General features: G+C 72.6%; 1 protein-coding gene. It reads right to left on the reverse strand.

Going from position 1 to position 16790, the window contains the following annotated elements:
- The gene (locus tag ACH4K4_RS00045) at positions 1-16767 is read right to left on the reverse strand and encodes a type I polyketide synthase (RefSeq protein WP_398163687.1); all 16767 of its coding nucleotides are present in this window, start codon (positions 16765-16767) and stop codon (positions 1-3) included.
- Between the last annotated feature and the right edge of the window lie 23 nt (positions 16768-16790).

Genomic DNA, 16790 nt, shown 5'->3' on the forward strand with positions numbered 1-16790 from the left:
TCACTCCGTCTCGCCGTCCAAGGCCAGGCGGATCAGGCTTTCGGCGTCCAACCCGTCGATGTCCTCGGCCTCTTCGCCCTTGTCGTCGACCAGGGCGTCGTCGTGAACGTCGGCGAGTCGCATCAAGACCTCCATCAGCCCGGCCTCACGGAACCTGGACAGCGGGACGGTCGCGAGCGCCTTCCGGAGTTTCTCCTCGGCAGGCTGTGTTTCGCCATGTTCAGCGATCTCCGGCAGCAGCTTTTCCTGCAGGAACGCGGCCAGTTCCACGGGGTTGGGGTAGTCGAAGACGAGCGTGGCCGGCAGCCGCAGTCCGGTCGCGGTGTTGAGGCGGTTGCGCAGCTCCACCGCGGTCAGCGAGTCGAAGCCCAGGTCCGTGAAGGCCCGGGTCGCCTCGATGGCGTCGGCGGAGGTGTGTCCGAGCACGGCCGCCACATGCGTACGGATCAGGTCGGTGAGCCTGCGCTCCCGGTCCTGCTGCGACAGTCCGGCCAACTGCTGGTGCAGCGAGTCCGCGCCGCCGCTGCCCGAGGCCGCGGTACGGCGACCGGAGCCGCCACTGACCAACGCCCGCCATAGCGAGGGGACTTCCGCGCTGTGGGTGGCCTGGGCCCGCAGCCCGGCCAGGTCGAGACGGGCCGGTACGAGTACGGGCTCGTCGCGGGTGAGCGCCAGATCCAGCAGGGCCAGGCCGTCATCCGCGGTCAGCGCGTTGACACCACCACGGTTGATGCGGGCCCGTTCGGCATCGCTGAGCTGCCCGGTCAGCGCGCTGACGTCGGCCCACATGCCCCAGGCCAGCGACGTTCCCGGCAGACCGGCCGCCCTGCGGTCGGCCGCCAGCGCGTCGAGGAAGGCGTTGGCCGCCACGTAGTTGCCCTGGCCGGGAGAGCCGAAGGTCGCCGCGGCCGAGGAGAACAGGACGAAGTGCTCCAGGTCCATGCCCTGGGTCAGCTCGTGCAGGTTCCAGGCGCCGTCCGCCTTGGGCCGCATCACCGCCCCGATCCGCTCGGGGGTGAGCGAGCCGATCGTCCCGTCGTCCAGCACACCCGCGGTGTGCACCACCGTCTTCAGCGGCACCTCTTCGGGGATCCCGGCGAGGACGGTGGACAGCGCGTCACGGTCGGCGGCGTCACAGGCCACGACCTGCACCCACGCGCCCAGCGTCGCCAACTCCGCCGCCAGCGCCGCCACGTCCGGAGCCGAGGGACCGGAGCGGCCGGCCAGCACCAGCCCATCCGCCCGCCCGGTCGACGCCAGATGCCGGGCCACCAGCCCGCCCAGCGTGCCCGTACCACCCGTCACCAGCGCAGCCCGTCCAGCCGGCCGCGGGGCGACCAGATCGGAGACCTCGGGAGTGGAGGGGATGGTCAGGACCATCTTGCCGGTGTGCCGCGCCTGCGACATGAAGCGGAACGCCTCCCGCGCCCGCCGCACATCCCACGCCCGCACCGGAAGCCGCGACAGCTCGCCCTCGGCCATCAACCCGACGATCCGCCCGAGCATCTCGCCCATCCGCTCCGGCCCGGCCTCGCTGAGCTCGAACGGCCGGTAGGCCACGTCGGGGTGTTCCGCCTTCAGCGCGTCGGTATCCCGCAGGTCGGTGCGGCCCATCTCGATGAACGCGCCGCCCTTCGGCAGCAGCCGCAGCGAAGCATCGGTCAGCTCCCCCGCCAGCGAGTTCACCACGATGTCCACACCCGCACCGCCCGTGGCAGCCAGGAACTCCGCCTCGAAACCAGCACTCCGCGACGAGGAAATGTGCGCCTCGTCCAGACCCATCGCCGCCAGCACCGGCCACTTCGCCGGACTCGCCGTAGCGAAAACCTCCAGGCCGAGATGGCGCGCGATCTGCACCGCCGCCATCCCGACGCCACCGGCGGCCGAATGTACGACCACCTTCTGGCCGGGGCGTGCACCCGCCAGCTCCGCCAGCGCGTACCAGGCCGTTACGAAGGCGACCGGTACGGACGCGGCCTCCGCGTAGGACCAGCCGTCCGGGATCGGCACCACTTGCCGCGCGTCTGTGACAACGACCGGGCCGAAGCCGCCGGCGGCGATCCCCATCACACGGTCGCCCACGGCCAGCCCGGACACCGCAGGACCGGTCTCAATGACCGTTCCCGCAACCTCGCTGCCCATCAGACCGCCACCCGGATACATGTCCAGACCGATCAGCACATCCCGGAAATTCAGCCCGCCCGCGCGAACCGCCACCCGAACCTGCCCGGCCTCCAAAGAAGCATCGGCCTGCGGCACCGCCGCCAGCACCAGCCCCTCCAACGACCCACCCGCATCCGGCTCCAACCGCCACAGCCCCTCAGGCACCACCAACTCACCCGACGGACGCGACAACCGCCGCCCCAACGCCACCTTGCCCCGCACCGCCAACTCCGGCTCACCACCGCCCACCACAGACGGCAGCACCGAGACAGCCTGGTCGTCGATGGCGGTGGCCGGCAAGTCCACGAGGACCAACCGGCCCGGGTTCTCCGACTGCGCCGAGCGCAACAGACCCCAGACAGAGGCCGCCGCCAGATCCACGACACCCTCGCCGACAGAAGCGGCCACACCACCACGGGTGACGACCACGAGCTGGGCGTCTTCCAGGCGCTCTTCGGCCAGCCACTCCTGCACCAGCCCCAGAGCCTCGCCGGTCGCCCGGCGGGCGGCCTCGGCCACGTCGCCGTCCGTGTCCCCCACGCAGGCCAGCACGAACCGCGGAGTGAACTTCCCCACGTCGGCCGCGGCGGCCACCTCGGCAAGGTCGGCGAAGGTACGTACCGATACTCCGGCCGCCTCCAAGCCCTCGACCACACCGAAGCGATCGGCACCGATCAGCGCCCACTGCCCCGACTGAACCGCAGACTCGGCAATCGGAGACCAGTCGATGGTGAACAGCGAGTCCGCCACGCCCGCGTCAGCAGACCGGAGTTGGTCCGCCGAGACGGGACGGGTGATCAGCGACGCCACCGACACCACAGGCGCACCCGTCGCATCCGCGGCCGCCACAGTCAGGCTGCCCTGAGCATCCCGCCGCAGCCGCGCCCGCAGCACCGAAGCACCACCGGCATGCAGCTCCACACCGGTCCACGCGAACGGCAGCCGCGCCTGACCCGGATCACCCTGCTCGGCATCGCCGACCAGGGCGCTGGCGTGCAACACCCCATCGAGCAGAGCCGGGTGCAGGCCAAAGGCTCCCGCGTCCTCGGCCACACCCTCGGGCAGTTCCACCTCGGCGAAGATGTCCTCGCCGCGGCGCCACACCGCCCGCAGACCCTGGAACGCCGGCCCGTATCCGTATGCCCCTGCCAGCGCGTCGTACATCCCGCTGACATCCACCGCGGTCGCATCGCGCGGCGGCCAGACCGACAGGTCCTCCTCCGCCGCTCGGGATTCCCCGAGGGGAGCGACCGTGCCGCTGGCGTGCTGGGTCCAGGCCTCCTGGGAGCCGTCGGTACGGGAGAACACCTCCACCGCACGACGCCCATCAGCGTCGGCCGCAGCCAAGACGACCTGGATTTGCACGCCGCCCTCAGCGGGCACCACCAGCGGCGCCTGCAACGTCAGCTCCTCCAGCAGGCCACAACCCACCTGGTCACCGGCACGTACGACCAGCTCCACAAAGCCGGTGCCCGGCAGCAGGATCACACCGCCCACCGTGTGGTCCGCCAGCCACGGATGCGTACGCACCGACAGCCGACCGGTGCACACCAGGCCCGCACCACCAGCCAGTTCAACCACCGCACCCAGCAGCGGATGACCCACCGCGCCCAGACCCAGCGACACCGCATCCCCGCCGGCGACCGGCCCGGCCGCACGCGGCCAGAACCGCTCATGCTGGAAGGCATACGTCGGCAGCTCCACCCGGCCGGCGGACGGCAGCACCTTCACCCAGTCGACCGTCACGCCGTGGACGAAGGCCTCCGCGAAGGACGTGAGGAGCCGCGCCGCGCCGCCGTCGTCGCGGCGGAGCGTCCCGCACACCACCCCGGCCGCCGTACCGGGGCCGGCGTCCTGCGCGACCTCTTCGAGCGTGTCATTCATCGCCCCCAGCAGCACCGGGTGCGGAGTCACCTCAATGAAGATCTGGTGCCCCGCCCCGGCCAGCACCCGCACCGCACGGTCGTAATGCACGGTGGCGCGCAGGCTCGCGTACCAGTACGCGGCGTCCAGCTCCTCACCGGACAGCGTCTCGCCCGTCATCGCGGAGACCATCGGCACCCGGCCCCGACGCGGCGCGATCCCGGCCAGCGCGGAGGTAATCTCCTCCTCCAAGCGCTCCACCTGGGCGGAGTGCGAGGCGTAGTCCACGGCCACCATCCGGGCCCGGACCCCTTCCGCGTCCAGCTCGGCCCGCAGCTCCTCCAGCGCCCCGGGCTCGCCCGAAACCACCACCGAGGCCGGCCCGTTAACCGCCGCCAGAGACAGCCGCTCGCCCCACTTCGGCAAACGCTCCTCGACCGCCGCAGCCGACAGGCTCACCGAGAGCATCCCGCCCGCACCCGCCAACACCTTCAACGACCGCGACCGCAACGCCACAACACGGGCACCATCCTCCAACGACAGCATCCCGGCCACCGTCGCCGCCGCGATCTCACCCTGCGAGTGACCCACCACCGCATCCGGAGACACACCTGCCGCCTCCCACACCGCGGCCAGCGACACCATCACCGCCCACAGCGCAGGCTGCACCACATCCGCAGCCTCCAGAGCAGGCACACCCTCCGCACCCGCGAGAACAGCACTCAGCGGCCACGGCACGTACGGCGACAGCGCCGCCTCACACTCGGCAAGACGCGCCGCGAACACCGGACTGGCTTCCGCCAACTCCCGGCCCATACCCAGCCACTGCGAACCCTGCCCCGCGAAAGCGAACACCGTCCGCGCACCCGGCCGAGCCACGCCCGACACCACGGAACCCGCAGGCACACCGGCCGCCAGGCTCTCCAGACCGGACACCAGCTCAGTACGGTCAGCACCCACCACCACAGCACGGTGCTCGAACACCGACCGCGTGGTCGCCAGAGACCAGGCCACACCCGCCGGTTGCAGCTCCGGACGCGTGGTCACCCAGTCGTGCAGCCGCTCCGTCTGCCCTGCCAGGCCCTCGGCCGAACGGCCCGACACCAGCCACGCTCCGACCCCGCCGGGCTCGACCACCGTGAGGGTGTCGGCCTCGGCGGGCGCGCTCTGGTCGATGGCGTCGTCCTGGCCGTCGTTCTCCGGCACACCGGCCTCGGCGGCCGGGGCCTCCTCAAGGATGATGTGCGCGTTGGTGCCGCTCAGACCGAACGACGACACACCGGCCCGCCGCGGACGGCCGTTGGTGGGCCACGGCGCCGCTTCCGTCAGCAGCCGTACCTCGCCCGCCGTCCAGTCCACGTGCGGCGAGGGCTCGTCCGCGTGCAGCGTCTTCGGCAGGTGCTGGTGCTGGAGCGCCAGCACCATCTTGATCACACCGGCCACGCCGGCCGCGGCCTGGGTGTGGCCGATGTTGGACTTCACCGAGCCCAGCAGCAGCGGCCGGTCCTCGGGCCGCTCCTGGCCGTAGGTGGCCAGGAGCGCCTGCGCCTCGATCGGGTCGCCCAGCTTGGTGCCCGTACCGTGCGCCTCCACCACGTCGACCTCGTCGGCACGCACTCCGGCGTTTGCCAACGCGGCCCGGATCACCCGCTGTTGGGACGGGCCATTGGGCGCGGTCAGGCCGTTGGAGGCGCCGTCCTGGTTCGTCGCGGAGCCGCGCAGCACCGCGAGGACCTTGTGGCCGTTGCGCCGGGCGTCGGACAGCCGCTCCACGACGACCATGCCCGCGCCCTCGGCAAAGCCCATGCCGTCCGCGTCGGCCGAGAAGGCCTTGCAGCGCCCGTCCCTCGCCAGCCCGCTCTGCTCGCTGAAGCCGACGAACCCCTCGGGGGTCACCAGGATCGTGATACCGCCGGCCAGCGCCATCGAGCACTCGCCGGACCGCAGGGCCTGGGCGGCCAGGTGCAGTGCCACGAGGGACGACGAGCAGGCCGTGTCCACCGTCACCGCGGGGCCTTCGAGACCGAGCGCGTACGACACCCGGCCGGACAGCACGCTCGTCGCGTTGCCGGTGATGAGGTGCGCCGCGCCCTCGATTTCCACGCCGTAGCCGTAGCCGGACGCGTATCCGCCGGCGAACACGCCGGTCGAGGTGCCGCGCACCGACTCCGGGTCGATACCGGCCCGCTCCAGGGCCTCCCACGAGGTCTCCAGCAGCAGGCGCTGCTGCGGGTCCATGGCCAGCGCCTCACGCGGGCTGATCCCGAAGAACCCGGCGTCGAAGCCGCTCATGTCCTCGATGAACCCGCCGGCCTGTACGTACGAGCCGCGGCCCGAGGGGTCGCTGAGGGCCTCCAGGTCCCAGTCCCGGTCCTCCGGGAATCCGGAGATCGCGTCCCCGCCGGAGGTGAGCAGCGCCCACAGCCCGTCGGGGTCGACCACGCCGCCGGGGTAGCGGCAGCTCATGCCGACGATCGCGATGGGCTCGTCGGCCACGGACGGGGCCGAGGCCGCCGTCGGTGCCGCGGTGTCGTTCGGCTGGGCCCCCAGCAGCTCCGCTTCGAGGAACTCGGCCAGGGTGGCCGCGCTGGGGTAGTCGAACAGCAGGGTCGCGTGCAGCCGCAGCCCGGTCGCGGTGTTGAGGTCGTTGCGCAGTTCCACGGCGGTCAGCGAGTCGAAGCCGAGTTCGCTGAAGGCGCGGCCCGGCTCGACCGCCTCGGGCGACGGGTAGCCCAGCACATGGGCGGCCTTGGCCTGGACGAGTTCGATCAGCAGCCGGTGCTGCTCGGCCCGGCCCAGTCCGGTGAGTTGGCGCGCCAGGTCCCCTTCGGCCGGTACGGCGGGGACGGCCGCCAGGAGCGAGGCCAGCTGGTGGATCTCCGGCAGGTCCCGCATCAGCGGAACCTCCAGCAGGCTCGCCGCCGACACCGGCGTCGACAGGATCACGGACCAGTCGATGTTCGTCACCGTCAACACGGTGTCGGGGCCGTCGAGCGCCTCGCCCAGGGCCCGGACCGCCAGGTCCGGAGCCATCAGCCCTTCCCACTGGTTGCGGGCCAGCCGCTGCCGCGCGGCCTCGGAGCCCTGCGCCACGCCGGCCGCCCACGGGCCCCAGGCCACAGCGAGCCCGGCCAGTCCGCGGCTCCGCCGATTCTCGGCGACGGCGTCCAAGTACGCGTTCGCGGCGGCGTAGTTGGCCTGGCCGGGACCGCCCGTCGTGGCCACCACGGAGGAGAACAGGACGAATGCGTCCAGGTCCAGGTCCGCGGTCAGCTCGTCCAGGTGGGCCGCGCCGCCGGCCTTGGCCGCCAGCACCGTCTCCAGACGTTCCGCCGAGAGGCCGTCGATGACGCCGTCGTCCAGCACCGCCGCGGTGTGGATCACCGCGGACAGCGCAGGGCCGCTCGTACCGATCCAGTCCACCAGTCCGGCGACGTCCGACCGGTCACTCACATCACAGGTCAGGACGTCCACATGGGCGCCCTGCGCGGCCAGTTCGGCCGCCTGTGCGGCGACGCCCTGTCCGGTGGGCCCGGAGCGGCTGGTCAGCACCAGGCGGTCCACGCCGCGTCCGGTCAGCCAGTGCGCGACGTGTCCGCCGAGCGCGCCGGTGCCGCCGGTGATCAGCGCGGTTCCGTGCGATGTCCCCGCGCTTCCGTTCGCCGTCGGCTGCGGGGCGTGGGTCAGCCTGCGGCCCAGAATCCCGGCAGGCCTGACCGCGGCCTGGTTCTCGTCGCAGCCTGCCAGCACGGCCACCAGCTGCGCGCCGGTGCGCTCGTCCAGTACGGCGGGCAGGTCGATCAGCCCGCCCCAGCGGTCGGGGTATTCCAGGCCGACGACCCGGCCGAAGCCCCAGATCTGCGACTGCAGCGGGCTGCTCAGCACCTCGCCGGGCCCGGTGGCGACGGCGCCGCTGGTGAGGATCCACAGCGGCGCGGCCACATCGGCGTCGCCGAGGGCCTGCACCAGGGCGAGGGTCGTGGCCAGGCCTCGGGCCACGACCTCGCGGCCGGGCAGCGGCGTCTCGTCCAGCGCCAGCAGCGAGACGACACCGCACAGCGCGGCAGCGTCCGTACCGGCGCTCCGCAGCGCCTGTTCGAGCAGCGCGGCCACATCGGGCCGGTCCACGGTCCCGGCCGGTATCTCGACGATCACGGGCTCGGCGCCGCGGGCGGTCAGCGCCGCCACGCTCCCCCGGGTCAGCTCGGCCGCCGCAGTTCCGGCAGGCGTCACCACCAGCCACTGTCCCGACAGCCGTGCGCTGCCCTGCTCGGTGGCAGGCGCCCACGTGATGCGATAACGCCAGCCCGCCGTCGCCGACTTGTCCTGCTCGCGGCGCCGCCAGGACGCCAGCGCGGGCAGCACCGCACCGAGCTGCTTCCGGTCCTCGATCGCCAACGTGTCCGCAACCCGCGCCAGGTCCCCGCCCTCGACCGCCGCCCAGAACTGCGCCTCGGCCACCGTACTCGCACCATCACCACCCACCAGGGGGGCGGTCGCGGCGGCGGCCTCCAACCAGTACCGCTGGTGCTGGAAGGCATACGTCGGCAGCTCCACCGACTCCGCGGCAGGCAGCACCGCCTTCCAGTCCACCGGCAGCCCACCGACATACGCCTGCGCCAACGACGTCATCAGACGCCGGGCACCGCCGTTGTCCCGCTCCAACGTGCCCACGACCAGGACGTCGATGGTGCCCGCGTCCTCGGCGGTCTCCGTCACCGCCGCGGTCAGCACCGGATGCGGGGAGACCTCGACGAACTCCCCATACCCCTCACCGAGCAGAACCCGGACAGCCTCCTCGAAGCGGACCATCTTGCGCAGGTTCGCGTACCAGTACGCGGCATCCACCTCAGCGCCAGACACCCACTCGCCCGTAACGGTCGAAACCATCGGCACCCGACCCGCCCGCGGCGCGATCCCGGCAAGCTCCTTCGCCAGCACCGCTTCCAGCGGCTCCACCGCAGGGGAATGCGCCACGAAATCCGTCTCCGGGATACGCCAGCGCAGCACATGCCGCGAGGCCAACTCCCGCTCGAACTCCGCCAACGCACCCGGCTCACCCGACACCACCACAGCCGCCGGACCATTCACCGCAGCCACCGACAGCCGGTCATCCCAACGCTCGACCAACTCACGCACGGCCTCGGACGGCATCACCACCGACACCATCGAGCCCTCGACCGACAGACTCGACAGCGCCCGCGACCGCACCGCCACCACCCGCGCACCGTCCTCAAGAGACAGCAACCCGGCCACCGTCGCCGCAGCAATCTCACCCTGCGAGTGACCCACCACCGCATCCGGAGACACACCAGCGGCCTCCCACACCGCCGCCAGCGAGACCATCACCGCCCACAGCACCGGCTGCACCACATCCGCCGAATCCAGCCCCGGCGCACCCTCCCCACCCGCGAGCACCTCGGCAAGGGACCAGTCGACATGCGGTGCGAGTGCCTGCTCACACTCGGCCAACCGCGCCGCGAACACCGGACTCGACTGAGCCAACTCCCGACCCATACCGACCCACTGGGCACCTTGCCCCGCGAACACGAATGCCGTCCGGCCGCTGGAGCGGGCCACTCCGGAGACCACCGACCGCGCGGAGGTCCCGTCGATCAGGCTCTCCAGGCCGGCCACCAGCTCCGTACGGTCATCGCCCACGACGACCGCCCGCTGCTCAAAGGCGGACCGGGTCGCCGCCAACGACCAGGCCACATCGGTCGGTTCGAGTTCAGGCCGGGTCGCCACCCACTCGTGCAGGCGCTCCGCCTGAGCCGTCAGGCCCTCGGCCGTACGGCCCGACACCAGCCACGCGCTGACGTCGTCAGCCTCGATCAGGGCGGGGGCAGCGGCCGACGCGGGCGCATCGGCGGGATCCTCCGGGCTGTCCGTCTTGTCGGTGTCCTCGGCCGGGGCCTCCTCCAGGATGACGTGCACGTTGGTGCCGCTCATGCCGAACGCCGACACACCGGCGCGGCGCACATGCTCGCCGACGGGCCACGGCTTGGCCTCGGTCAGCAGCCGCACCTCGCCGGCCTCCCAGTCCACGTGCGGTGTCGGCTCGTCCACGTGCAGCGTGCGGGGCAGTTCCTGGTGCTGGAGGGCGAGCACCATCTTGATCACGCCGGCCACACCGGCGGCGGCCTGTGTGTGACCGATGTTGGACTTCACGGATCCCAGCCACAGCGGCCGGTCCTCGGCGCGCTCCTGGCCGTAGGTCGCGATCAGGGCCTGGGCCTCGATCGGGTCACCGAGCGTGGTGGCCGAACCGTGCGCCTCCACCACGTCCACATCGGAGGGCGACACCCGGGCGCTGGCCAGCGCGGCGCGGATCACCCGCTGCTGGGACGGGCCGTTGGGCGCTGTCAGACCGTTGGACGCACCGTCCTGGTTGACCGCCGAACCGGGGATGACCGCCAGCACCTTGTGCCCGTTGCGCCGGGCGTCCGACAGGCGCTCCACCACGAGCATGCCCGCGCCCTCGGCGAAGCCCGATCCCTCGGCCGCCGCGGCGAAGGACTTGCAGCGCCCGTCCACCGATATGCCGCCCGCCTTGGCGAAGGCGACGAACACCCCTGGGGTGGCGGTGACCGTGGCACCGCCGGCGAGTGCGAGCGAGCACTCGCCCGACCGCAGCGCCTGGGTGGCCATGTGGAGAGCCACCAGGGACGAGGAGCAGGCCGTGTCGATCGTGACGGCGGGGCCTTCCAGGCCGAAGGTGTACGACAGCCGGCCCGACAGCACGCTGGTCGCGTTGCCGGTCACCAGGTGACCCTCGACGACCTCCGTGCCCTCCAGGGGCACATCGGTTCCGTACCGGGAGCTGTAGCCGCCGACGAAGGCGCCGGTCTGGCTGCCGCGTAGCGTCGCGGGGTCGATGCCGGCCCGCTCGAAGGCCTCCCACGAGGTCTCCAGCAGCAGTCGCTGCTGGGGGTCCATGGCCAGCGCCTCACGCGGGCTGATCCCGAAGAACCCGGCGTCGAACGCGCTGGCGTCCCGGACGAACCCGCCCGCCTGCGTGTACGAGGTTCCGGCGCGCTTGGACTCCGGGTCGTAGAGCGCCTCGATGTCCCAGCCGCGATCCTGCGGGAACGGACCGATCGCGTCCGCGCCCGAGGCCAGCAGCTGCCACAGCTCCTCCGGGCTGGCGGCGCCGCCGGGGAAGCGGCAGGCCATGCCGACGATCGCGATCGGCTCGTCCGCCGTTCCCGTCACCGCCGGGCCGGAGGGCGTCGCGACGGCGGGCAGGTCCCCCGCCATTTCCGCGCGCAGCAGCCCGGCCAGCGCCGTGGGGGTGGGGTAGTCGAAGACCAGCGTCGCGGGCAGCCGCAGTCCGGTCTCCGCGTTCAGCCGGTTGCGCAGCTCGACCGCGGTCAGCGAGTCGAAGCCCACATCGGTGAACGCCCGGCTCGCGTCGATCGCCTCCACCGAGGAGTGCCCCAGCACCGCGGCGACATGGGCGCACACCAGGTCCAGCAGCACCCGGGCGCGCTCCGCGCCCGGCACCGACGCCAGCTGACGCCGCAGTGCCTCCCCGGCACCGGCGCCCGTGTCCGCACTCGCGACGGCGCCCGAGGCGGCCGTACGCCGGGTGGACACGCCCGCCAGCACCCGCCACAGCGGCGGGATCTCGGCGCTGCCCGCGGCCTGCGCCCGCAGCGCTGCCATGTCCAGCCGGGCGGGCATCAGCACGGCTTCGTCCCGGGTCAACGCGACGTCCAGGACGACCAGGCCGTCTTCGGCGCCCAGCGGTACGAAGCCGCGGTCGATCCGCGACAGCAGCCGCTCGTCGAGGTTGCGGCCGATGCCCGCCTCGTGCACCCAGGGGCCCAGCTGGAGCGAGAGTCCCGCGAGTCCGGCCGCTCGCCGGTATCCCGCCAGGGCGTCCATGAACGAGTTCGCGGCCACGTAGTTGCCCTGGCCCGGGGCGCCGAAGGTCGCCGCCGCCGAGGAGAACGTGACGAAGCGCTCCAGATCCAGGTGTGCGGTGAGCTCGTGCAGGTGCCAGGCCGCATCGACCTTCGGGCGCATGACCGCCGCCAGCCGCTCGGGGGTCAGCGACGCGATCACACCGTCGTCGACGACGCCCGCGGAGTGGATGACGGAGCCCAGCGGGCAGTCGGCCGGAATCCGCCGCAGCGTCGCGGCCAGCGCGTCCCGGTCGGCGGCGTCACAGGCGATCACCTGTACCCACACGCCCAGCTCCGCCAGCTCGGCGGCCAGCGCGGCCACTTCGGCGGCGGCCGGGCCCGAACGGCTGGTGAGCACCACGCCACCGGCCCGGCCCGTCGCCACCAGGTGCCTGGCCACCAGCGCGCCCAGCGTGCCCGTACCGCCGGTCACCAGCACCGAGCGGGCCGCCGTGTCGGCCTTCGGCTCGGACGGCCATGCGACCGGCGCCAGCTCGCCGGACGGGCGGGTCAGCCGCCTGCCGTAGGCGGAGCGTCCGCGGATCACCAGCTCGGGCTCGCCGCCGGCCAGTACCGAGGGCAGCACACCGGCGTGGTCACCGGCGTCGACGGCGGGCAGGTCGGCCAGGACCAGTCGGCCCGGGTTCTCCGCCTGCGCCGACCGCAGCAGGCCCCACGCGGCGGCCGCGGCCAGGTCCGACACCGCCTCACCGGCGACCGAGTCCACTGCGCCGCGGGTGACGACCACCAACTGCGCCTGGTTCAGGCGCTGTTCGTCCAGCCACTCCTGCACCAGCTCCAGCGTCGCGCCCGCGTTCTCGCGCACCGCTCCCGGGACGTCCTCGGTATCGGCGGGCAGGGGTTCGGCGCAGACCATGACCGTGCGGGGGTCGATCTCGCCCGCCTCGGCCGCGGCGGCCAGCTCGGCGATGTCGGCGAAGGGCCGTACCTGTACGCCCGCGGCGCCCAGCCCGTCCACCAAGCCGAAGTGGTCGGCGCCGAACAGCGCCCACTCCCCGGACGGGGCCGCGGCCTCGGCCACGGCGACCCAGTCCGTGACGAACAGCGAGTCGGTCAACCCGCTGTCGTCGGCCCGCAGTTGCCCCAACGGCACCAGGCGCTTGACCAGCGACCCCACCGACACCACCGGAGCCCCGGTCGCATCGGCGGCCGTCAGCGACAGACCGCCCTGCGCATCGCGCCGCAACCGCACCCGCAGCATCGAAGCGCCACTGGCGTACAGCTCAACATCCGTCCACGCGAAGGGCATCGGCACATGCCCCGGCTCGGCCTCGGCGTCCGCCTCCACCAGTGTCGCGCCGTGCAGCGCTGCGTCGAGCAGCGCCGGGTGCAGGCCGAACGCGCCCGCTTCCTGGGCCACTTCCTCCGGCAGCGCCACCTCGGCGAACACGTCCTCGCCGCGGCGCCAGGCGGCCCGTACTCCGTGGAAGGCCGGGCCGTACACCTCCGCCAGATGCACCGCGTACAGGTCGGCGATGTCCACCGGTACGGCATCCCGCGGCGGCCACACGCTCAGGTCTTCGTCACCGGGCCCGGCCGTCGTGGCCGGCGCCACCACGCCACTGGCGTGGCGCACCCACTCCTGCTGGGTGCCCGCCTCGTCGGGGCGGGAGAACACCTCCACCCCGCGGCGGCCCTGGGCGTCGGCCGCGGCCACCACGACCTGGATCTGGACCCCGCTGCCGTCGGCGGACACCACCAGCGGTGCCTGCAGCGTCAGTTCCTCCAGCTGGCCGCAGGCCACCTGGTCGCCGGCGCGTACCGCCAGCTCCACGAAACCGGTGCCGGGCAGCAGGATCACACCGCCGACCGCGTGGTCGGCCAGCCACGGCTGCGAGCGCACCGACAGCCGCCCGGTGCACACCAGGCCCGCGCCACCGGCCAGTTCCACCACCGCGCCCAGCAGCGGGTGCCCCACGGCGCCCAATCCGAGCGACGTCGCATCGCCGCCGGCCGAGCGCCCCACCAGCTGGGTCAGCGTCCCCTTCGGCCAGTACCTCTCGTGCTGGAAGGCGTACGTCGGCAGCTCCACCCGGTCCGCAGACGGCAGTACCTTCGCCCAGTCGACCGTGGCACCGTTGACGAACGCCTCGGCCAGCGATGTGACCAGGCGGCTCGCGCCGCCGTCGTCACGGCGCAGCGTCCCGCACACCGCCGCGGGCACCGTACCCGGACCCGCTTCCTGCGCCACTTCCTCCAGCGACTCGGTCATCGCACCGAGCAGCACCGGGTGCGGAGTGACCTCGACAAAGACCTGGTGGCCCTGGGCAGCGAGCGTGCGGACCGCACGGTCGAAGTGCACGGTGGCCCGCAGGCTTCCGTACCAGTACGCGGCGTCCAGCTCCTCACCGGACAGCGTCTCGCCGGACATGGCCGACACCATCGGCACCCGGCCCTGGCGCGGGGCCACCTCGGCCAGTACGGAGACGATCTCCCGCTCCAGCCGCTCCACCTGGGCGCTGTGCGAGGCGTAGTCCACCGCCACCATCCGAGCCCGGACCCCTTCCGCGTCCAGCTCGGCCCGCAGCTCCTCCAGCGCCTCCGGCGCGCCCGACACCACCACCGCGGCCGGGCCATTGACCGCCGCCAGAGACAGCCGCTCGCCCCACTTCGGCAAACGCTCCTCGACCGCAGCGGCCGACAGGCTCACCGAGAGCATCCCGCCCGCACCCGCCAGAACCTTCAACGACCGCGACCGCAACGCCACGACACGGGCACCATCCTCAAGAGACAGCATCCCGGCCACCGTCGCCGCCGCGATCTCACCCTGCGAGTGACCCACCACCGCATCCGGAGACACACCTGCCGCCTCCCACACCGCCGCCAGCGACACCATCACCGCCCACAACGCAGGCTGGACGATGTGCGCCGCCTCCAGAGCGGGAGCACCCGGCGCACCCGCGAGCACATCGCTCAGCGACCAATCGACGAACGGCGCCAACGCCCGCTCACACTCGGCAAGACGCGCCGCGAACACCGGACTGGCCTGGGCGAGTTCCCGCCCCATACCCACCCACTGCGAACCCTGCCCCGCAAAGGCGAACACCGTCCGCGCATCGGGCTTGACCACGCCCGAGACGACGGCGCCGCTGGGGGTCCCCTCGGCCAGGCTCTCCAGACCGGCTACCAGGTCGCCGCGGTCGCCGCCCACCACTACGGCGCGGTGCTCGAAGGCCGCCCGGGTGGTCGCCAGCGACCAGGCCACGTCCACCGGTTGCAGCTCAGGACGTGCCGAAACCCACTCGCGCAGCTGGCCCGCCTGCGCCGTCAGGCCCCGCTCCGAACGCCCCGACACCAGCCATGCGCCGGCGCCCGACACCACGGGAACCACGGAACCGGCACCGCTCGCGTCCGCCGACTCGGCCGCACCGTCCTCCGGCGCGGCCTGCGCCTCGTTGGTGGTCGCGCCGTCCTCGGCGGGAGCCTCCTCCAGGATGAGGTGGGCGTTCGTACCGCTGCCGCCGAACGAGGACACACCCGCGCGGCGCAGGCGTTCCCCGGCCGGCCACGGCACCGGCTGCGAAAGCAGCTCCACCTTGCCGGAGTCCCAGTCCACGTGCGGCGTGGGCTCGCTCACGTGCAGCGTCTTCGGCAGCTCGCCGTGCTGCATCGCCAGCACCATCTTGATGACTCCGGCCACACCGGAAGCCGCCTGGGTGTGGCCGATGTTGGACTTCACCGAGCCCAGCCACAACGGCCGGCCCTCGCTGCGCTCCTGGCCGTAGGTCGCAAGGAGCGCCTGCGCCTCGATCGGGTCGCCCAGCGTGGTACCCGTACCGTGCGCCTCCACCGCGTCCACGTCGGCGGCCGACAGCCGGGAGTTCTCCAGCGCGGCACGGATCACGCGCTGCTGGGAGGGGCCGTTGGGGGCCGTCAGACCGTTGGACGCGCCGTCCTGGTTGATGGCGCTGCCACGGATCACCGCGAGCACCTTGTGCCCGTTGCGCCGGGCGTCGGACAGCCGCTCCACGACGACCATGCCCGTGCCCTCGGCCCAACCGGTTCCGGCCGCGTCCGCGGAGAACGCACGGCAACGGCCGTCCACCGAAAGGCCCTGCTGCCGGGAGAACTCCACGAACATGCCCGGCTGCGCCAGCACCGTCACGCCACCGGCCAGCGCCATCGAGCACTCCCCGGCGCGGATCGCCTGGCAGGCCAGGTGCAGCGCCACCAGGGAGGACGAACACGCCGTGTCCACCGTCAGCGCCGGGCCCTCCAGGCCCAGCACGTACGACACGCGGCCGGAGAGCACGGCGGTCAGGTTGCCGGTCATCATGTGACCTTCGAGCCGGTCCGTGCCCCCTTCCGCCAATTCCAGGTTCACTATGTAGTTCGAGGTGAAACCGCCGACGAAGACGCCGGTCTTGCTGCCGCGCAGCGTCCCCGCGTCGATTCCCGCCCGTTCCAGGGCCTCCCAGGACACCTCAAGAAGCAGTCGCTGCTGCGGGTCCATCGCCAGCGCCTCGCGCGGGCTGATCCCGAAGAACCCCGCGTCGAATCCGCTGGCGTCCCGCACGAACGCGCCCGACTGCGTGTACGACCTGCCGGACTTCTCCGGGTCGGGGTCGTAGACACTCTCCAGATCCCAACCGCGGTCGGTCGGGAACTCGCCCACTCCGTCGCCGCCGGCCGACAGCAGGTCCCAGAAGTCCTCCGGGCTCTCCACGTTGCCGGGATAACGGCACGCCATGCCGACGATCGCCAACGGCTCGTAGTCGCCCGCCTCCAGCTTGTGCAGGCGCTTCCGCGTCTCCTGGAGCTCGGCTGCAGTCTTCTTGAGATAGGCGAAGAGTTTCTCTTGGTTATCCACAGTGACCCCTTACTAAAGCGTGC

The sequence above is a fragment of the Streptomyces sp. NPDC017529 genome, from assembly GCF_044329785.1.
In the GTDB taxonomy this organism is placed as follows: domain Bacteria; phylum Actinomycetota; class Actinomycetes; order Streptomycetales; family Streptomycetaceae; genus Streptomyces.